At 41.3% G+C, this 18,536-nt stretch carries 16 protein-coding genes and 2 pseudogenes; 8 read left to right on the forward strand and 10 right to left on the reverse strand.

The genetic code is table 11. The features are described 5' to 3' along the window. Positions 1–23: 23 nt before the first annotated feature. From H6G97_RS09605 to H6G97_RS09615, 3 genes are all read left to right on the forward strand, one after another. Positions 24–791, forward strand: a complete 768-nt coding sequence (locus H6G97_RS09605; RefSeq protein WP_190940396.1) for a phosphatase PAP2 family protein — start codon at positions 24–26, stop codon at positions 789–791. Positions 792–1,438: 647 nt separating this feature from the next. Next, entirely contained in the window at positions 1,439–2,275 is an 837-nt protein-coding gene (locus tag H6G97_RS09610) for a sulfite exporter TauE/SafE family protein (RefSeq protein ID WP_190940397.1), read from the forward strand. Position 2,276: 1 nt separating this feature from the next. Then, a complete protein-coding gene (locus tag H6G97_RS09615) occupies positions 2,277–2,831 on the forward strand; it encodes a DUF1634 domain-containing protein (protein ID WP_190940398.1) in 555 nt (184 codons plus the stop codon). 88 nt (positions 2,832–2,919) lie between these two features. Here H6G97_RS09615 and H6G97_RS09620 read toward each other — a convergent pair whose 3' ends face one another. Then, complete coding sequence (locus tag H6G97_RS09620; RefSeq protein ID WP_242054870.1) at positions 2,920–3,192, reverse strand: hypothetical protein; 273 nt, start codon at positions 3,190–3,192, stop codon at positions 2,920–2,922. A gap of 725 nt (positions 3,193–3,917) precedes the next feature. Between H6G97_RS09620 and H6G97_RS09625 the strand changes: the two genes are divergently transcribed. Further along, a complete protein-coding gene (locus H6G97_RS09625) occupies positions 3,918–4,379 on the forward strand; it encodes a DUF7980 family protein (protein WP_190940400.1) in 462 nt (153 codons plus the stop codon). A gap of 49 nt (positions 4,380–4,428) precedes the next feature. Here the strand turns inward: H6G97_RS09625 and H6G97_RS09630 are convergent. The 3 genes and pseudogenes from H6G97_RS09630 to folK form a co-directional block, all read right to left on the reverse strand. Continuing rightward, positions 4,429–4,800: pseudogene (locus H6G97_RS09630) on the reverse strand (SPFH domain-containing protein); the annotation flags it as partial. A gap of 311 nt (positions 4,801–5,111) precedes the next feature. Beyond that, complete coding sequence (locus H6G97_RS09635) at positions 5,112–5,660, reverse strand: NUDIX hydrolase (protein ID WP_190940401.1); 549 nt, start codon at positions 5,658–5,660, stop codon at positions 5,112–5,114. A gap of 69 nt (positions 5,661–5,729) precedes the next feature. Further along, the gene (gene folK, locus H6G97_RS09640) at positions 5,730–6,245 is read right to left on the reverse strand and encodes a 2-amino-4-hydroxy-6-hydroxymethyldihydropteridine diphosphokinase (protein ID WP_190940437.1); all 516 of its coding nucleotides are present in this window, start codon (positions 6,243–6,245) and stop codon (positions 5,730–5,732) included. Between the two features lie 265 nt (positions 6,246–6,510). On the opposite strand from folK, the pseudogene H6G97_RS09645 reads away from it, so the two are divergent. Then, positions 6,511–8,876: pseudogene (locus tag H6G97_RS09645) on the forward strand (transglycosylase domain-containing protein). A 189-nt stretch (positions 8,877–9,065) separates the two neighbouring features. Beyond that, positions 9,066–9,293 (forward strand): photosystem II assembly protein Psb35, encoded by a 228-nt coding sequence (psb35, locus tag H6G97_RS09650; protein ID WP_190940402.1) that lies wholly within the window; start codon positions 9,066–9,068, stop codon positions 9,291–9,293. Positions 9,294–9,397: 104 nt separating this feature from the next. Here the strand turns inward: psb35 and H6G97_RS09655 are convergent, their stop codons facing one another. The 6 genes from H6G97_RS09655 to H6G97_RS09675 form a co-directional block, all read right to left on the reverse strand. Next, on the reverse strand, positions 9,398–9,820 hold the full coding sequence (locus H6G97_RS09655; RefSeq protein ID WP_190940403.1) for a tellurite resistance TerB family protein: 423 nt from the start codon (positions 9,818–9,820) through the stop codon (positions 9,398–9,400). 57 nt (positions 9,821–9,877) lie between these two features. Then, on the reverse strand, positions 9,878–11,293 hold the full coding sequence (locus H6G97_RS09660; protein WP_190940404.1) for a 16S rRNA (cytosine(967)-C(5))-methyltransferase: 1,416 nt from the start codon (positions 11,291–11,293) through the stop codon (positions 9,878–9,880). A 99-nt stretch (positions 11,294–11,392) separates the two neighbouring features. Further along, positions 11,393–12,847 carry a glycoside hydrolase 100 family protein gene (locus H6G97_RS09665; RefSeq protein WP_190940438.1) on the reverse strand — a complete coding sequence of 485 codons (1,455 nt, stop codon included), beginning with the start codon at positions 12,845–12,847 and terminating at the stop codon, positions 11,393–11,395. Between the two features lie 810 nt (positions 12,848–13,657). Then, positions 13,658–15,439, reverse strand: coding sequence for a DnaJ domain-containing protein (locus H6G97_RS09670; protein ID WP_190940405.1), 1,782 nt, complete (start codon positions 15,437–15,439; stop codon positions 13,658–13,660). A gap of 135 nt (positions 15,440–15,574) precedes the next feature. Next, positions 15,575–15,700, reverse strand: coding sequence for a hypothetical protein (locus H6G97_RS54705; protein WP_277883277.1), 126 nt, complete (start codon positions 15,698–15,700; stop codon positions 15,575–15,577). 27 nt (positions 15,701–15,727) lie between these two features. After that, a complete protein-coding gene (locus H6G97_RS09675) occupies positions 15,728–17,074 on the reverse strand; it encodes an NAD(P)/FAD-dependent oxidoreductase (RefSeq protein WP_190940406.1) in 1,347 nt (448 codons plus the stop codon). Between the two features lie 271 nt (positions 17,075–17,345). Here H6G97_RS09675 and H6G97_RS52315 point away from each other — a divergent pair, with 271 nt between their 5' ends. Next, the gene (locus H6G97_RS52315; protein ID WP_338421643.1) at positions 17,346–17,771 is read left to right on the forward strand and encodes an MOSC domain-containing protein; all 426 of its coding nucleotides are present in this window, start codon (positions 17,346–17,348) and stop codon (positions 17,769–17,771) included. Continuing rightward, positions 17,704–18,003: an MOSC domain-containing protein gene (locus H6G97_RS52320; RefSeq protein WP_338421644.1), complete on the forward strand. Its 300-nt coding sequence runs from the start codon at positions 17,704–17,706 to the stop codon at positions 18,001–18,003. The genes H6G97_RS52315 and H6G97_RS52320 overlap by 68 nt, the downstream gene beginning before the upstream one ends. The last annotated feature ends 533 nt before the right edge of the window (positions 18,004–18,536 follow it).

Raw genomic sequence — 18,536 nt, forward strand, 5'->3', positions numbered from 1 at the left:
GATCATTCTTTTTAACTTCAGATATGGAAAAAGTAAAAACAGTTAATAAAGAAAGTCAGTCACCGCTTTCTTTTCTCAAAAACCTGTTGATTGCTCGTTGGCGATCGCTATTACTCCTTTTAATAGGAGTATATTTACCTTTGCAGGTATTTGAAATCCTAACAGTAAAGTTATGGGAGTATCAAGCTGGCTTTCCGTGGGATGTGCCTATTCTGTTAGCAGTTCATTCTACAGCCAACCCACAATTAGATGTTTTAGCTATCACCCTAGCTATAGTTGGGTTGCCTTGGACGGCGATACCGATTTTAGGTGCGATCGCACTAATATTATTACTACAAAAACGCTGGCGATCGCTAGCTTATTTACTCACCGCCTCACTGGGAAGTGTGATCATCAACCGCACAGCCAAGGAATTAATGCATCGAGTGCGTCCACAATTGTGGCAGTCTATTGCACCTGAGTATAGTTTTGCATTTCCCAGTGGTCATGCCATGACGAGTATAACTCTGGTAGCAATTTTGCTATTCTTAACTTGGGCTAGCTCTTGGCGCTGGTTGGTTCTTATATTCGGCAGCTTATATGTAATAGCTATTGCGTGGTGTCGTCTCTATCTGGGGGTTCATTTTCCCAGTGACGTTCTCGCAGGTTGGATGGTTGCATTAGGTTGGACAGTTGGTGTCAGTCTAATTATCAAACCATATATAACTCAAATTAAAACCGTAGATGATGAACGCCCTGAAGATGAAACTACTTTACTCCCTGAAGAAAGAAAGTTGATAACTGAGGAGTAACATTATGTGTGTAGTAGTTCGTCAAGCTAGTTTTAAGTGTTTGTAAGCTTTAACAAACCACTAGAAATATCCAGAAATTAAATATGCGTTATTCAGAACCCTTATAAAGACCTAGCAGTGCTAAGAGGTTGTTTGAAAAGTAGTTGGCTGTGATTTTAGGCACTCATTTATTCCCCCAACCCCCTTAAAAAGTGGGGGCAAAAGCCCTTCAAAATCCCCCTTTTTAAGGGAAGCCAGTGCGGTCTTGGGGGTTTCCCCCATGAGCAACTGGCGTGGATTTAGGGGGATCTAAACGTTTTGTTACCGTGAAGAGGACTTTTCAAACATCCTCTAAGTCTCTACATTATTTTTCATTCCTATGTAAACTAGATTGTCTTTCTCGGAAGTACTGGCACAATCTTTTGCTGTAATTGCACCTACGAAAATACCAGCGTCTAATATTAATTTATTAGTTCCAATTTCATGAAGTTTAATCGAACTTTTGAGTGAGAAGTTAGGGGTTAGAATTCCTCCCGGCTTCTTGCTCTTGAATACCCAAGCAAGAAAAGCTATATCTGTAGATAGTAGTAAATTTGACAATTAAGTTCTAAAGAATACAAAAAAAATTTTGGCATTTTGATATACATCTAAAAAAAGAGGAATTAAATTTGACTATTTTAGAATTTTCATTATTAATTTGGATTGGTTCATTTAGCGCTGACTTGTTAGGGGCGCTGACTGGGCTAGGAGGCGGAGTAGTAATTGTGCCCTTATTAACTTCAGTATTTGGCGTTGATATTCGATACGCCGTTGGTGCTTCACTAGTATCTGTAATTGCTACCTCTTTGGGTGCAGCATCTACTTATATAAAAAAAGGCTATACCAATTTGCGATTGGGAATGTTTTTAGAAGTAGCGACAACTATTGGTGCGATTGCAGGAGCAATGATTGCTACTTTTATCTCTGTGAAAGCTCTAACTCTCGTGCTAGCGATCGTCCTGATTTATTCAGCATACCTTTCACAACGACCCAGAATAGAACATCCTGAAAATGAAGCAGCAGATCCCATCGCAAATTATCTCAAACTCAATAGCAGTTATCCAACTCCAGAGGGGCTGATGTCTTATCAAGTTCATTCAGTACCAATGGGATTTGGTGTGATGTTAATAGCTGGGGTGCTTTCTGGGTTACTTGGTATCGGTTCCGGGGGATTCAAGGTATTGGCGATGGATCAAGCCATGCGTCTACCCTTCAAAGTTTCTACCACCACTAGCAATTTCATGATCGGCGTGACAGCAGCAGCATCAGCTGGAGTTTATCTAGCACGAGGCTACATCGATCCGGGACTATCCATGCCGGTGATGTTAGGGGTATTACCTGGTGCTTTCTTGGGCGCACGAATTCTGATAGGCGCGAAAACACAGGTTTTGAGAATTCTCTTCAGTGTTGTGCTAGTGGTAATGGCTTTGAAGATGGTCTACAACAGTTTAATAGGGGGGCTGTAAAATGTATAAATTTAATAGTAGCTTTCGCTGGGCATTACTGGCACAAGCAGATAGTGAAGTGGCTACACTAACTTTACCACCGGGAGATCCAGAATCTAATATCGAACAATTAAAACAGCCTGCTAGCACAGTGGCACAATTGCCTAATAACTGTGAGATTAATGTTAACAAAAATGTCACCAAAACATCAAATGAGCAGCAATTGGAATATTTGCTCAGTAACCTCATGAAATACGGCGTTCTGATAGCTAGTGCTGTCGTTTTGCTAGGGGGCATACTCTACTTAATTCATCACGGTACTGAACCTGCGGAATATCACTTCTTTCGGGTAGAACCATTGGAATTTCGCTCACCAGTAGGTGTCGTGAAAGCAGTTTTATCAGGTAGCAATCGCGGCATTATTCAACTTGGACTGTTATTATTAATTGCTACTCCAATTGTTCGTGTTTTTATTTCTCTATTGGCTTTCCTAGTACAGCGAGATTTTATCTATATAACTGTTACTTTATTAGTAATGGCAAGCCTGATTTACAGCCTTATCGGAGCATATTATTAGAAATATTCTCAAAAACAAAGGGGAAAATTAACCTTTCCCCTTAACATAAAATTATTAAAATGCACCCTGAAAAAGCTTTTAAGATATGTTAAGACCCTTGTAAAAGCTCATTTATTGAACTTATACTCCGCTTAATTTGTTCTGTCAGAGAAGTTCTTAATAAATCAAAGGTTCCAGTTGAAATATTGAGTAAACCCAAGGCGTACAACAGGCTCGAAATACCAATCAATAGAGCTAAAAGTCTGCCAAAACAACCGGGATTAATTTCGATAAATGCTAGTTTAGATTGCCCAATAACAGCAATCGTTACAAAAACAATTCCTACTATTAAAAACGTGTTATTGGGAGTTAAATCTGTCATTCTCCTATTAAGATGCCTCAATAATTTTATTGTAGCTATTATTAGTTCAAATTTCCGTCCCGACTATATGCAAAAACATAAAAATTTTACTACTCAACATCTAATATGGTTCGGTTAAGCCCAAAAAATAAAAATGTGTAGGTTGGGTTGAGGAACGAAACCTAATTGTTGCAGAGTTTGTTGGGTATCACTTACCGACGGAACGCTGTTCGTGTTCGTTCAACCCAACCAACAAATGAACCGTATTGATTTAACATGCACTCTCCCTAATGAAGCTCTGGCTATTCACAGTATGGGTCTTGGCTCTCATTGTGTGCATACCATTTAAAAACATATATTTTCTGCAACTTATTGAGCGATAAATAGCATTGATTATATAAATTGTGTATAAATCTTTCTATCGCGCTCAGATACCGAACGAAAAACCCTGATTCTGGAATATAGCGAACTGACTCATGCATCTCTGGTAGAAATCAGATGTTGTTAAGTTGCAGATGACAAAAATTACCTATGAGATTGTATAGAACAAGAGGTTTGAGCAACTTGTCTAATCAAGCCTGATTTGGTACAGTTTTACAAATAATCTGCTTTCTAATATTTTGCTGAAACTATTCATTATTAAAGCTTTCAGCATCAAAAAGCCAAAATGTTATCACTCCTGTACTAGACTTTGGTTGAGTTTTTATATTAAACTACACTAAGACGAGAGGAATAGTGGATTTTTTATGAAAAGCGTCCAAAACGTTAGTCAAGAGTTGAATGTTACAGAAGATATAGCCTTGGAGGAGTTACAACAGTCTACTCCAGAGGAGTTCAAAAAAGACATTTTCAAAAAACTCAGAGGTGGATTCTTTCTAGTACTGGGATATTTGTTGTCACCACTTTGTTGGTGGAATGACCTACTATTCAATCTGCCAATAGCTTATGGTTTCGGGTATGTATGTAGTTTACTTTCCCCAAAATTACTTCTACCTTGTTCAATTATAGGATACTGGCTCTCTAATATTGTGGGAATTCTCTTGATGCAGTTCGGTTCTAAGGACATTTTTCAAAAAGAACCTCAAGAGCATAATCTCAAAAAAGAATTATTCACAGGTTTAATTTCTTCAACAGTTTATACTCTCTTGATTATGCTATTAATTCAGTTGAAGATTATTGATTCTCCCATTTTATTCTCCAACAGTTAATTTAATTTATTACGTTTCTCCATGCTATGACTGCTTTTAGTACTTCTTAAACTGATGGGTTAATAATCCGTATAACTACATCTTGTTCATCTCCAATTTATTGAAAAATCACATTTGCTTCCTGGGGGATAATATGCCAATTGAGAGCAACATCGGCGAAAAGATTCTGTAAATCTTTAGAAGAAGCCTTAGTCGAAATCTCTTTTTTTTGAACTCGAATACTCAACTTTTTCACAGTATTGACTACAGGAATAATTAAGTGAAGTCCTTCTCCTAATATCTGGTTTTGTACTTCGCCAAATTTCATCAATACACCACGTTCGCCTGCATTTACAATCACACAAGGCGTGAGGAAAAGAGTTATCAGGAACAAAAGAGCAGTTAATTTACCAGCACTGTTAAAGTTTGTAATTTTTATCATCTTTATGAAACATATATGCGTCTTGCATAGAGACATATATTTAGGAGTTTTAGGCTTGTTCCTGTCATGCTCTTATAACTTTGCTTCTAAGTCAGTTTCTCTGTCACTTTAGCCAAGGTAACAAATAGCGCTTCTCATTCAAACGAGAAGCGCTAAGTAGGTAGATGTAATTAAATCTAAGATAAGACTTTTGTTTGTAGTGAGCGATTTATCGCTCTATTGTGTGGGCATATTCGACGTATCACGATCATCTCGTCAGCAGACTTAAAGCCTGCACCGTAGGCATCGCTAACTTTAGCAGCACATTGGTATTAAATTAAAAACGGACGTGCCAGAAAAAAGCTAAAAACTGATTTAGCATCTACCATCTCTCCCCCAAAAATCGCTTTCTCTAATTCTTCGGGAGTCAAAAACACAGTTTCGATATCCTCGTCTCCATCTTGTGGTGGTGGTGTCTCCAGCTTTTCTAAATCTCGCGCCAGAAAAGCATAGATAATCTCATCAGAATAGCCGGGAGCTAAGAAAAATTCGCCTAATTTGTCCCATTTTTGGGCACTATAGCCAGTTTCTTCGGCTATTTCACGCTGTATTGTCTCTAAAGGTTCTTCGTTTCCTTCCAAAGTTCCCGCCGGAAATTCTAATATCCGTCCCTGAATTGCAAAACGATATTGGCGCACGAGTATAAGTTTACCCTCTGGCGTTACTGGCACAGCTAGGGCACCACCAGGGTGACGAATACATTCCCATTCTCCTTCGGATTTATTCGGCAAACGCAAGCGATTCACTTCAAAATCAAACTTGCGTCCTTTATAAAACAAGCGTTGTTTTAGTAGTTGTGGTAATTCTCTACCTAATGGCATAGTATAATTCTGATTATCTGTGAATACAGAGGCCAAATCAGCGTTCTTCTGCGTTTAAGGATGGTAATTTTAATTGCCCATCCATAAATGTACATCTGAACAGTCTACCTCTTTCAGCAGCTCTTTAATAACATACCCGGAAACTGGTTCTACCCAATCTGGGGCAATTTCTGCCAGTGGTACTAACACAAAGGCGCGATCCCGCATTCGTGGGTGGGGAATCTGGAGATTTGGTGTATCTAAAATAATGTCATCAAATAATAACAAATCTAAATCCAGGATTCGCGGTCCCCAGCGTTCCTGACGCACACGCCCAAATTGTTGTTCAATTCCTAACAAAATATCTAATAACTGGTGAGGTAGTATTTCTACCTGCAATGTGACACAGCCATTGAGATAATCTGGTTGTGGTGGCCCGACGGCTTTGGTTTGGTACCAATTGGATCTGGCTTCTAAGGAAATACCTGGGGTTTGGGCTAAAATTTGTATAGCTGCTTCTAAAGTTTTCTGCGAATCGCCCATATTACTACCAAGAGCAACGGCACTTCGTCTTAGCTCTGCTTCGGCATAGCCAGTAACATGCATCGCACTCTTCTTAAGTAAGTCTTTTTCGGGTTGTCTTTGCGGATACTTCCCTGTACCTGTCCCAGAAAATGTCAATAGTTTTTATATTCCCAACAGTTATCATCGCAGTAGTTTTACAAAACTAAATTCAACAAATCTAAAAAACATTATTTTATGATGAATTTAGTTAATTATTTATAGGATATTATACTAACACGAAGGTAGTGCTATAACCCCAACGTTGATTGATGGTAGTTATAGTTACTAATTTTAGCGAGGAACTGACGTGGGGAAGCTTACCTCCTGGTTCAAGCAAAGATCAACCAACTTGAGTGACTCTGGACAAGGAGGAACAAATGAGAGCTTACCACCAGCACATCTGGCGCAGGCGAGGCAGTTACTGAGCAAATGAAAATTTTACCATCAAGGATTAAGTCCAATCAGACAACTGGCGGTAAACCACTCTATCGTCGCTTATGGTTTTGGGCAGGCTTGGGTGTGGGTGGTGGGATAGTTGCCTTCATCTACGGCATTGGTTTAATAGATCGGACTTTGCCAGATCAGGCGGAGTTGAATGCCGTGGTTAGAGAACAAACGCTGACCATCAAAGCTGCGGATGGCACCATATTACAACAACAAGGTGAAGCGGCCAGAGAACAGCTAAAGCTGGAACAAATACCAGATAATTTAAAAAAAGCTTTCATCGCCTCAGAAGATAGAAGATTTAAGCAACACAATGGAGTTGATCCGCAAGGGATTGTCAGAGCAGGTTTGAATAATTTGCGATCGCAAGGTGTGGTAGAAGGTGGAAGCACCATCACTCAACAGCTAACGCGGATTCTCTTTTTGAAACAAGAGCAGACAATCTGGCGCAAACTCAAAGAAGTCCGCCTTGCACAAAAAATGGAGCAAGAATTAACCAAAGATCAGATTCTAGAGCGTTACCTAAATCTGGTTTATTTGGGAGGTGGCGCTTACGGTGTGGCAGATGCAGCCCGGGTATACTTTAGTAAATCGCCAGACCAACTTTCTCTCGCGGAAATGGCAACGATTGCTGGGTTAGCTCCTGCGCCTAGCTTATATGCCCCAGACAAAAATCCCGAAGCGGCAATCCGGCGGCGTAACTTAGTATTGCTACGGATGCAAGAAGATAAAATAATTACGCCAGAGCAAAGACAAGCAGCCATTCAGGAGCCATTAACGCTCAAAAGCAGCTTACCCAAGCGAATGCAAGTAGAATCACCCTACTTTACCAGCTACATCCAAAAAGAATTGCCGAAGTACGTTTCTCCTAAAGTGCTAGAAAATGGGGGGCTAGTGGTGGAAACCACGCTCAACCCGACTTTGCAGAAAGTGGCAGAAGAGGCGGTTGCTAAAACGCTGCGAAATCAAGGACGCTGGGAAAACTTTAAGCAAGGATCAATGGTGGCCATTGACCCCCGTAACGGCGAAATTAAGGCAATGGTTGGGGGAAAAGACTTTAGTAAAAACCAGTTTAATCGAGCTACCCAGGCACAACGGCAGCCAGGATCGACATTTAAAGGGTTTGTATATGCCACTGCGATCGCTAGCGGCAAAAGCCCATACGATAGCTACCAGGATGCGCCCTTTGTTGTAGATGGCTATGAACCGAAAAACTATAGTGAAAGATTTCGGGGTGCAATGAACATCCGAGATGCCCTCACCCGCTCTATTAATATTATTGCGGTAAAGGTGTTGATTGATGTCGGATTTACGCCAACGATTAAACTTGCCCATGATATGGGGATAAAATCTGAACTTAAGCCCACCTACTCCTTAGCTCTAGGCTCGAATGAAGTCAATCTGCTGGAATTGACCAGTGCCTATGGCAGTTTTGCAACTCAGGGATTGCACACAGAACCTCATGGTATTACCCGCATCCTCAACCGCCAAGGTAACGTAATCTGGTCAGCTGATTTCAAGTCTAAACGGGCCCTTGATGCTGACAGTGCCGCCATCATGACTTGGATGCTACGCAACGTCGTCGAAGCGGGAACTGGTGCTGCTGCTCAGTTAGGTAATAGACCAGTTGCCGGCAAGACTGGTACCTCCGACGAAGCCCGTGACTTATGGTTTATTGGTTACATTCCTCAGATGGTGACAGGAGTCTGGCTAGGTAACGATGATAACCACCCCACAAATGGTAGCAGTGGTAGTGCGGCTTACACCTGGCACGAGTTTATGGAAAAAGCGGTAGAGGGGATGCCTGTAGAAAAATTCCCCAAACGACCCAAGTTAGAAGGTCGTAAAGGCACTATCAAAGCCCAGTCCATCAAACCCAAACAAGTGCTGAATCGTTCGATTTCCTCTAATGATGACTCAGAAGGGGAAAGTGCTAGAAATTCTGAGGGAAGTGGTTCATCTAGGAGACGTAGGAGGAGGAGATATTCTCAAGAAGAACAGCAATCGAGTGATTATACCCCAAGACGGAGAAGGCGCGATCGCACCGAAGCATCAAGTTCCAGTAACTCTTCTTCTGAATCATCTCGTCCCCGGCGGCGCTCTAGAAGAGTAGAATCAGATTCTCCCGCACCTCGAAGAAGTCGGCGATCTTCCTCTTTCGGAAATAGTTCCGGTTCTTCATCGTCACAGCCTACCTGGCGGGATAGACTTAGACCTCCTCAAGAATGAGGAAATGGGCATTGGGCATGGGGGATTGGTTATTATTCTCCTCATCCCCTTATTCCTTTGTCTCCTCCTACCTCCTGCCCTTTTCTCTGCAATATGATATTGCTCAAACTAAACTACGGGGGGATGTTAAATGATACGCTCATTCTATAGTGTGTAAAGTAGTCTCATTTAACATTGGAGAATATACTCATGCATATATTAATGCAGGCAGCGGATTCAATCGCAACAAATGGTACTCATTTTCCTTTTGCTTTCACCCTGGTGTATGTCGTTGGTTTTATTGCTGCTGTCACCATTGGATCAATAGCTTGGTACAACTCGAAACGCCCCGCAGGTTGGGAAAGCAAAGAGCGTCCTGATTTTGTGCCTAAGGTTGATAAAGAAGAAACTCCGGGTCTGGGTGATCCGAAGTCATAAGCAGTAAGAGTCATGAGTGCTGAGTTTAATTGCCAAACTTAAAAATCATCTATTTAAAGACACAATTTTTCGCGTCTTGGCAACTCATAACTCATAACTCTTTGTTAATTTTGCACTTCAACCCAACGGCGATAAAGCTTTTGAATTTGTTTGAGAAGCAGAGTGTGAGCTGGTTGAGTTGAGTCATTCTGCTTGGTTATATCTTGCAATTCCGTCAGGAGTCTAGCTTCTTCGACGGCAACTTCGCCATCGCTATAAATTAACCCACTGATAGCTTCAATCAAATTTTCACAATCTTCAAGGCTGGGGCGATCGCCTAAATACTCCCGCACCCAGTCATAACATTCTTTTGGCTCTACAGGAACTAATTCGTATAGCCAAGGCTTAATTTCTGGATCGTTAGCTAAACCTTTTGCTTGAGCGATTTCGCGGAGATATTGCCGTTCTTCTGGCTGGATTCTGCCATCAATCCAGGCTGCTCCAATCAGGATTTTAACTAAGTTTTTCACATTGGAAGGGGAAACCATTGCTGCCTCCTCTGGTAGATTCAGGCCTCTACCAAATCGTACAATCCCAAACAGTATTCACTCGGAATTATTGGTTTTTCTTAAGCGCACCATAAAAAAGCCATCCATGTCCTGTCGATGGGGCCAGACTTTAAACCAACCTTGAGGCGTGTTATAAGCAGAATCAGGTAGATCAACGCCACTCGGAGGCTCAATTTGCCAATCAGGTGACTTAGCTAGAAATGCCGAAATTACTTGTTCATTTTCTGCTGGATGTAATGTACAGGTGGCATAAACTAGTACACCACCAGCTTTGACAAAAGTTGATGTATGTGTTAATAATTCTTGTTGCAACACCGAAAGTTCTCGGACAGATTCTGGTGTCTGTCGCCAACGCGCATCAGCGTGACGGTGCATGGTTCCCAAACCAGAACATGGGGCATCGAGTAATACACGGTCTGCGGTGTTTTGAAATTGGTTGAAGTGGCGGCTGTCGCCAGTGTAGATTTGAATAGATTGTAAATTTAACCGTTGAGAATTTTCTTGGAGTTTGCGAAGACGAGAAGAAGTGCGATCGCAAGCCCAAATTTTCCCTTTATCCCCCATTAACTCAGCGATGTGGGTTGTTTTACCTCCTGGTGCAGCACAGGCATCAATTACCACCTCACCCGGTTGAGGGTCGAGCAAATGACCTACTAATTGGGCACTGCTATCTTGTACAGTCCACCAACCTTCTCTAAAACCCGGTAGTTTTTGAATTGATCCAGCATTACCAATCAATCGTAAAGCTTGGGGTAAATAAGGAATGCGTCTTACCAAAACACCAGCAGATTGCAAAGCTGTTTCAACTTCCTCAATTGAAGTGCGAAGTGGGTTGATGCGTAAGTCAATTGTTGGTGATTGGTTCATCCATTCACACAGTTTTTCTGTGTCAGCCAAACCCAATTGTTCTAACCAAACTTGAATAATCCAGTCAGGAAAGCTGTGTAAAATACCCAAGCGTTCCACAGGGTTTTCTGGAAGCTGTAACGGATCAACATCGGGGGCTGGGGACTGGGGGAGCAACAATGAATTTTTCTCCGCTACTCCCCCTGCTCCCCCTGCTCCCCCTGCCTTTCTAAGATACTGGCGTAATAGACCGTTAACAAAACCCGTGAGTCCAGAAAAACCGTTTTCTTTAGCGAGTTCGACGGTGGTATTGACAGCAGCTGAGGCGGGAATACGCTCTTGATAACGCAGTTGGTAGAAGCCTAGATGTAAGATGGTGCGGACGTCTTGTGGTTGCTGATGAGATTTCTTTTTGGCGAGTTGGTCAATGAGAGTATCAAGAGTGCGTTGCCTTCTGACGCTCCCATAAATCAATTCTGTCAGCAAGCGGCGATCGTTATCAGGCAAGTTAACTTTTTGCAGCACTCGATCTAGGGCAACATCAGCATAAGCCCCCTTATGAACATCTCGCAGGGCGATAAAAGCTAGTTGACGGGGGTTTGTCATGGAAAGAAACAAGATTCAGGAGTCAGGAGGCTTTTGTATTCTAACTCCCAACTCTTGTACAGACGCGATTAATCGCGTCTCTCTCAACTCCCAACTTCTTTATCGAGTCAGATACGGATCTACACTGGCGATTTCAAACTCACATGCTCTAGAAACTTGTTCTGCTGGTAATTTTCCAAAGCTGATTAATGGTAAATATGTAGGGTTTGCCATCAATTCTTTTGCCAATAAAAACCCAGTAATTGTCCAAGTTTGATATTTTCTAGCTTGTTTGCCAATCAATCGCCCTTTCTTACCGTCGTAATATTCTGGCCATTCATCTGTACTGAGGCGTCCTTGGGCAACTTGAATCGCCTTTTGTGCAAGACTTGTTCTATTAGTTTTTACCGCCGCTGCTGCCAACATCCACATTAGAACTGGCCAACTACCAGCATTATGATACGACCAGGGTATATTTTTGGGGTCACATCCAGTTACAATTCTGTATTCTTCATGTTCCAAAGCTGGGAAACATATTTTCATTGGCATATCTCCCACTAAGTCATCCCATCGTTCCTCAATGAGAGTCATAATTGCTTGTGACTGTTCTTCGGTGGCTAAGTCGGAAATGATTGCCATTAAGTTTCCGAGTGAAAAGAAGCGAGTATCTAGCTGCGATGGGCCAACATTACCTGCTAGATAACCACCTTTTTTTGGCAGCCACTTATCTAATTCATAATAGGGAACAGAATCTACATATATGTTGAACAGATTAACAGCAGCCTTGCCATATTCTTCACTTTTGAAGCGATAAATTGCATTCAGACGATTAATATCTATCCAATAATGCTGGCGAATATGAGCGCATAAAAGAGGCAATCGGTTATCAATGGCTTCAACAATATCGTAATTACCTTGACAAACTAGCAGTTCACGAGATGCACGCAATGCCGTGTAAAAGAGAACTTGTAGTTCTATAGGATGCCCATAAATGCCCATACGACGGTCAATCATACAAGCACCATCTGGAACCAACAGCGTTGGGTACATATCAAAACGATTTGCCAAGCAGATTTCCATGATTAACCTAATTCCATTTTGGAATTCAGGTTGATAGGCTAGAGAAAAATCTTCTGTGGCGATTACATAAGCACGCAATAAAATAATCCACCATAGGCAAGAATCTACAGGTGTAACTCTAGCGATCGCATGTTCACCAAAGTCTGCTTCTAAATATTCGTGCCCATTGTCTGATACCACTTTAAAGCTAGCTGGTATTAATCCTCGTCCTGGCTTATAGGCATCTAATGCCTTTTCTTTAGGTTGCAACTTTAAGGTTTCTTCTAAGAAATTACGAACAATATCTGTTCTACCTTTGATCAGAAAAATTAAAGCGGAAGAGACAAAATCCCGGACGAAGCACTGATCGTAATTGAGCGCTTCTACAGATGCATCATAAGCGGCTACCGTCCCAACAGGGCGGCCTTGATAGTAGAGAATTGATTTTTCGAGTGCTTGCCACGCTTCATCCACTTCTTTTAAATTCTCAGTAGTTTCCAATTCGTTTATGTGCATCGCCAGAATAACTCCATTTGGATTTTGAATTTGTGGTAGAGGCGTCTTCATTTATTATTTTTGCTATTTTCAGGATAACAAAAACCATTCTTTGAATAGCAAATATAATTGTCCGATAAATTAATCAACTAACAAAAAATAAATCTGCTGACATTTACACAGATTTATTGCTAGATTAATTTCCTTATAATCAATTACTCTTTTGATGAATTATAGTTGTTTTTTTCATCGCAAGTAGTAACATGATTCTCCAAAACAGTCATACAAGATATATTTTTAGATTATTTATTATTCCCTTGTATGCCCGGAATCTTCGCTTTACCAAAAAAATATATCTTCAGTGCTGTTTGTGGTTTGTGTGAAGTTAAAACTAGTTGCAGTATATTTACTTGCACCGGATTACTTTTTGACACGAATAGGTCAGATTATTCCCCTATAATCTAATAATTTATAACGTTTTTTCAGAATATGCAAGATAAATGCTTAAAAATTTTAAGATGTCAATACTTCTAAAGAGTTGTATATTTTAGCCTGCGGGCAGACGGAATGGGAAAATTATAGGAGTAATTCCAACAATAGTAAACAAAACAGAATTAATGCTTATAGCAATTTCTTATAGCAATCTTTATTTAATTGAATTACAATCCTCGGTAAGGTCGCATAGCCGTGCAACTCTACAGTATGGTTTAATAGTATGGTTTAATTACCTAAAAATTTCTGTAAGTCTGATGCAGAGAAAGAGGAGAAGTGCGTAGACACTGAGTAGCTTGTTGTCAAACATGGCACTGTCAGTTTAATTTGATTGGTAATTTATTTATCAACGTTAATATATTTATGAGCGTTTAACTGCTCCTGAAATTCTTTATAAGCTTGATTAATTGCTTGCATTGAGACTTGTGCAATCGCAGAAGTATTAACATCAGGATGATACTGTCTTGCTAACCGGAGATAAGCAAATTTGACATCTTTGGGATGCTCGCTCTGATTTACGCCCAAGACTTCCCACCATTCCCCAGACAATCCAGAGTCGAGAGTAAATTGCTTAAAGCTTTGCATTTGACTCCAAATCTTGATGCTTCCGCCATTACCGCCACTTACCAGCGTCTTGCCATCAAGGCTGAAAGCAACAGGATTACACCCTAAAAGACTTTGTAGTAGTTCCCCTGTGTGGAGATTCCAAAGTTTGATCGTACCGTCTCTGCTGGCACTGGCGAGGGTTTTTCCATCGGGGCTGATGGCAACAGACAAAACCGCCGTTGAGTGTCCAGTCAGAGTAGCAAGTAATTCTCCGGTTTGGAGATTCCACAGCTTTATTGTGGTGTCTGTGCTACCACTAATAAGAGTTTGACTGTTAGGGTTGATGGCAACTGTATTTACTGCTTCTAAATGTTCAGTGAGAATGCAGTGCTGTTGCCAAGTTTTGACATCCCAAAGCCTAATAGTTTTATCAGCGCTACTGCTTGCAAGGATTTTACCATCGGGACTGATGGTGATAGACAAAACTGCATCTGAGTGTCCATTCAAGGTGCGTTTTACTGTTCCCGTGTAGCGTCCCCAAATTCTAATCGTTTTATCGGCAGCACCACTAGCAAGAATCGCGCCATCAGGACTGTAGGCAATCGAGTTAACAAAACCATTATGACTACAGGCATTTAAATAAAAGAATGTATGGAGAAATTTTTTTGTGTCCATCTGCCAACTGGTAATTTTGCAATCGACACTACCACTTGCAATTTGCTTTCCATCAGGGCTGATAGCAACAGATAAAACTGCTTCTGCTTGTCCAGAAAACGTGTAAAGCCATTTTCCGGTTTTCAAATTCCACAAATTAACTTGTCTATCATCACTGCCACTAATTAAGGTAGTACCATCAGGATTGATAGCGATCGCATTAACTGCCGCTAGATGTCCTTTAAGTGTGCGTACACATCTCCAAGTTTCAGGTAGCTGGGTTGTCAGAGATATTATTTCTGGTTCAATATTGGGAGTAAAAGTTTTAGGGGTAACAAATTCTGATTTTTCCTTGAATTCAGCCTTGAGTGCTTGTAACTCATCTTCCACCGCCAAAACAGCAAATTTTTGGTTGAGATCCTCACCAAATAAAAATGCTTCTAATTCCATCACTGCTTCTGAATAAGCATCCATCAGCAAAACTTTCTCTTCCATTCGCTCAAAAAGCTGTGTTGGAGTTTCGCTAACTTCAGATTCATCTAACAGTTTGGCAATACCATAGGCGGCGAGTCCCACCACTGCACCAATTCCCGCCATCGGTACTGCACCAATGCCAAACGCCAGCCCTACTTTAGGTGCAACTAAACCCATACTACCGACGACGCTATACACACCAGCACCGCCGACTGCACCAATTCCCATTGTAGCGATCGCCGCGGCATCTCCTTTTGTTATGGCTTTAAAAGCGCCATAAGCAGCTGCACCAGCCACAGCGCCAGCACCAACTACAGGAGTTGTACCAATGCCAACTGCACCAAATCCACCTGCTAGTCCCATCCCGCCTACCGTTGCGGAAACACCAGCACCTCCGATAGTTCCACCTGTAATAAATGCTGCGCCTGTTTTAGAGTTTTGTGTCACTGATTTTTGTTTTTGAAGTTTCTCCTTTAGACTAGCTTTGCTATGGCCAACTGTCTCGATTTTCCTTTATCTGCCCAAAGGCTAGAAAAGTAAGCACTTGCCTTTGTTTGCTCCTATTCCTGAACTGTTGCGGTGTTATCTGCGATCGCCTAGCTTGTGAGTACTATCGAGTATCTTTGTACGGGTAAGATGGTCTGATTTGGCAGTGCTGAGTGTTCTGTCGGATCTACCGTAAGTTTTATCGTCAACACTTTGTAGCATCGTTGACGAATGCTGTGATACCTGAAGTTACAGAGGTGTCACAGAAGGTTCTTGCACCCTATCATTAACAGTTTTTGGTTCTACAAAAGCTTCTCGACCTGTAATCAATCTAGAGCGACGATTACGAGTGATATAATTCCACGCCCACTGAAATACTACTAGTAATTTAGTGTCAAACTCGATTAAGAAGTAGATGTGAACTAATAGCCAAAAGGCCCAAGCAATGAAACCCGTAAGTTTGATTAAGCTTAAATCTACAACAGCTAAATTTTGCCCAATCATCGCCAAACTACCCACATCGTTGTAATTAAATTGTGGCAAAGTCTTACCTTGAAGCCGTCGTTGAATTAGTTTACCTACATACTCTCCTTGTTGTTTAGCTACGGGTGCAACACCAGGTAAAGGTTTAGCATCTTGATGGGAGAAGTTGGCTAAATCTCCAATTACGAAAATGTTGTCATAACCCTCGATAGACAAGTCAGGTTCTACAATTACACGCCCAGAGTAATCGCGCTCTACACCTGTAGTTTCTGCTAAGACTTTACCCATTGGGGAACCTTGAACACCTGCTGCCCACAATATAGTTTTTGAGGCAATTTCTGTAAATTCATTGTCTTGCTTGAAAGTAACAATATCACCTTCAATATTTGTCACCCTGGTGTGAGTGTGGAGTTCTACACCCAACTTTTGCAAAGATACTGCTGCTGATGCCGATAACTCTGGCACCATGTGTGGGAGGATGCGAGGGCCCCCTTGTAATAGTAAAATTTTCGTTTCTGAGGTGTCGATGCTGCGAAAATCTTCTTTGAGAGTTTTGTATGCCAGTTCTGCGATCGCACCTGCTAATTCTACCCCAGTCGGGCCACCCCCCACAATCACAAAATTCAAGAAAGCACGGCGTTTTTCTGGATCGGTTTCTTTTTCTGCTGCTTCAAATGCACCAAATATCCGGCGACGCATTTCTATGGCATCTTCCACAGTTTTCAAACCAGGAGCAACTTTTTCCCAGTGATCTTTACCAAAATAGGAATGGTTAGCACCTGTGGCAACAATTAATGTATCATACGGTACTACTTCATCACCCAAAATAACTTGTTGCGCTTTTGGATCAATATTATTTACTTCTCCCAATAACACCTTTGTATTCTTGCTTTTGCTAAATACAGACCGCAATGGTGCAGAAATATCAGAAGGTGATAGCGTACCTGTGGCAACTTGATATAAAAGCGGCTGAAATAGGTGAAAGTTACGTTTATCAATGAGAGTAACATTTACATTCGCTGCATTCAAAGCCTTTGCTGCATACAGTCCACCAAAGCCACCACCAACAATTACAACCTGATGTTGTGCATTATTATTAAGTGAGACTGCCATAAGACATATTTCCTTGTGTTAAGAAGCTGTAACTATTCTTAACAAAGATGTAACAGCATTATGATAGAGGTTGCTGTTTATTTAGAACAATTGAAAAAATAATGAAAGTAGCCAAAGTTAGTTTGGTAGAGCGGATGAGCAATCCAGAAGTAATTTAAAAATCAGCACTAATTTAAGTATCAGTCAAAGCACCGTCAAATCTCACGTTAATCGAATTTTATGCTACGAGAACATAGCAATTCTCTTAGGACAATAAACATTAAATATGAAAATGAAACTCATCTCTGTTAACGTAGGGCTTCCCCGTGAAGTGATCTGGAAAGGGAAAACAGTTACAACTGGAATCTTTAAAGAGCCAGTTAGCGATCGCGTCATGGTGCGATCGCTTAATTTAGACGGTGATGGACAGGCTGATTTAACCGTTCATGGAGGAGCAGACAAAGCAGTTTATATATACCCCTTCGAGCATTACGATTACTGGCGAGGCGAATTGCCTGACACAGAGTTGCCACTAGGCATTTTTGGTGAAAATTTCACAACCACTGGGCTAAAAGAAGACGAGGTGAACATTGGCGTTCACGAAGTGTGCGCGATAGCGCTCTCGCTTTCGTATCGGCACTGTAACATTAATGGTGACACAGCCTCGCCTACCCTGCTACAAACTGGGAATTCGCTTTGGACGAGCGGATATGGTTAAACAATTTCTCGCAAGTCGTCGAACCGGCTTTTACTTTCGTGTTTTACAAGAGGGCGAAGTTGGAGCCGGAGACACTTTAGAGTTAGTGAGCCGGGATGATAACAATATCACGGTTGCCAATATTACTCAACTTTATGTGCGTGAGCAGGACAATCCAGAGTTAGTTCACCGCGCCACTCAACTTGAAGCTTTACCCGCAAGTTGGCGCGACTATTTCCAGCGAATGGAATGAAATATAGGGCTTGTGTAGATTGGTTGAGACACGAAACCCAACTAAAAAAGGAGAGTAGTTGCAATGACAATTCATCAAAACGGACTTTTTGTGTAACCTAATCAAGCTCGTTCTTACTACTTTGGTCAAGACCTCTTGGTGAAGAGACAGGGGAAGCTTATGCGCTTTGTGAGGTAATCGTTGCACCTGGTAGCGGTACACCTCCCCATCAGCACACCAGAGAAAATAAATCATTTTATGTTCAAGAGGGAGAGATTGAATTCCAATTATTAAACCCTTTCTACATAGGCTTTACGTCAAGTGTTTCTTGAAAAAGCACTAATCATAAGTGATTAACCGGACTTGAAATTATATGTCAAATGGGTTTCATAGCGTTTGCTTGCTAGCTTACGACTTAGGTATGAGTAACCAAAAAGCAAGAGCTTGGGCAAGGTATGTAGGGGTATTTCTTTATTTTCCATTGATACAAGTCCAAAAATAGTTGAAAAAAAATACTAATAAGTATAAAGTATAATCTTGAAGCTTTACAGTCA

Source organism: Nostoc flagelliforme FACHB-838 (genome assembly GCF_014698065.1).
GTDB classification, from domain to species: domain Bacteria; phylum Cyanobacteriota; class Cyanobacteriia; order Cyanobacteriales; family Nostocaceae; genus Nostoc; species Nostoc flagelliforme_B.

What these genes read in the sequence shown, in the direction of transcription:
- H6G97_RS09655 (WP_190940403.1), bottom strand. Translation starts at nt 9,820, where the DNA reads ATGGTTTCCCCTTCCAATGTGAAAAACTTAGTTAAAATCCTGATTGGA.
- H6G97_RS54705 (WP_277883277.1), bottom strand. Translation starts at nt 15,700, where the DNA reads ATGCTACAAAGTGTTGACGATAAAACTTACGGTAGATCCGACAGAACA.
- H6G97_RS09675 (WP_190940406.1), bottom strand. Translation starts at nt 17,074, where the DNA reads ATGGCAGTCTCACTTAATAATAATGCACAACATCAGGTTGTAATTGTT.
- H6G97_RS09665 (WP_190940438.1), bottom strand. Translation starts at nt 12,847, where the DNA reads ATGCACATAAACGAATTGGAAACTACTGAGAATTTAAAAGAAGTGGAT.
- H6G97_RS09635 (WP_190940401.1), bottom strand. Translation starts at nt 5,660, where the DNA reads ATGCCATTAGGTAGAGAATTACCACAACTACTAAAACAACGCTTGTTT.
- H6G97_RS52320 (WP_338421644.1), top strand. Translation starts at nt 17,704, where the DNA reads ATGGTGACACAGCCTCGCCTACCCTGCTACAAACTGGGAATTCGCTTT.
- H6G97_RS09605 (WP_190940396.1), top strand. Translation starts at nt 24, where the DNA reads ATGGAAAAAGTAAAAACAGTTAATAAAGAAAGTCAGTCACCGCTTTCT.
- H6G97_RS09660 (WP_190940404.1), bottom strand. Translation starts at nt 11,293, where the DNA reads ATGACAAACCCCCGTCAACTAGCTTTTATCGCCCTGCGAGATGTTCAT.
- H6G97_RS52315 (WP_338421643.1), top strand. Translation starts at nt 17,346, where the DNA reads ATGAAACTCATCTCTGTTAACGTAGGGCTTCCCCGTGAAGTGATCTGG.
- H6G97_RS09620 (WP_242054870.1), bottom strand. Translation starts at nt 3,192, where the DNA reads ATGACAGATTTAACTCCCAATAACACGTTTTTAATAGTAGGAATTGTT.
- H6G97_RS09615 (WP_190940398.1), top strand. Translation starts at nt 2,277, where the DNA reads ATGTATAAATTTAATAGTAGCTTTCGCTGGGCATTACTGGCACAAGCA.
- folK (WP_190940437.1), bottom strand. Translation starts at nt 6,245, where the DNA reads ATGCATGTTACTGGCTATGCCGAAGCAGAGCTAAGACGAAGTGCCGTT.
- psb35 (WP_190940402.1), top strand. Translation starts at nt 9,066, where the DNA reads ATGCATATATTAATGCAGGCAGCGGATTCAATCGCAACAAATGGTACT.
- H6G97_RS09625 (WP_190940400.1), top strand. Translation starts at nt 3,918, where the DNA reads ATGAAAAGCGTCCAAAACGTTAGTCAAGAGTTGAATGTTACAGAAGAT.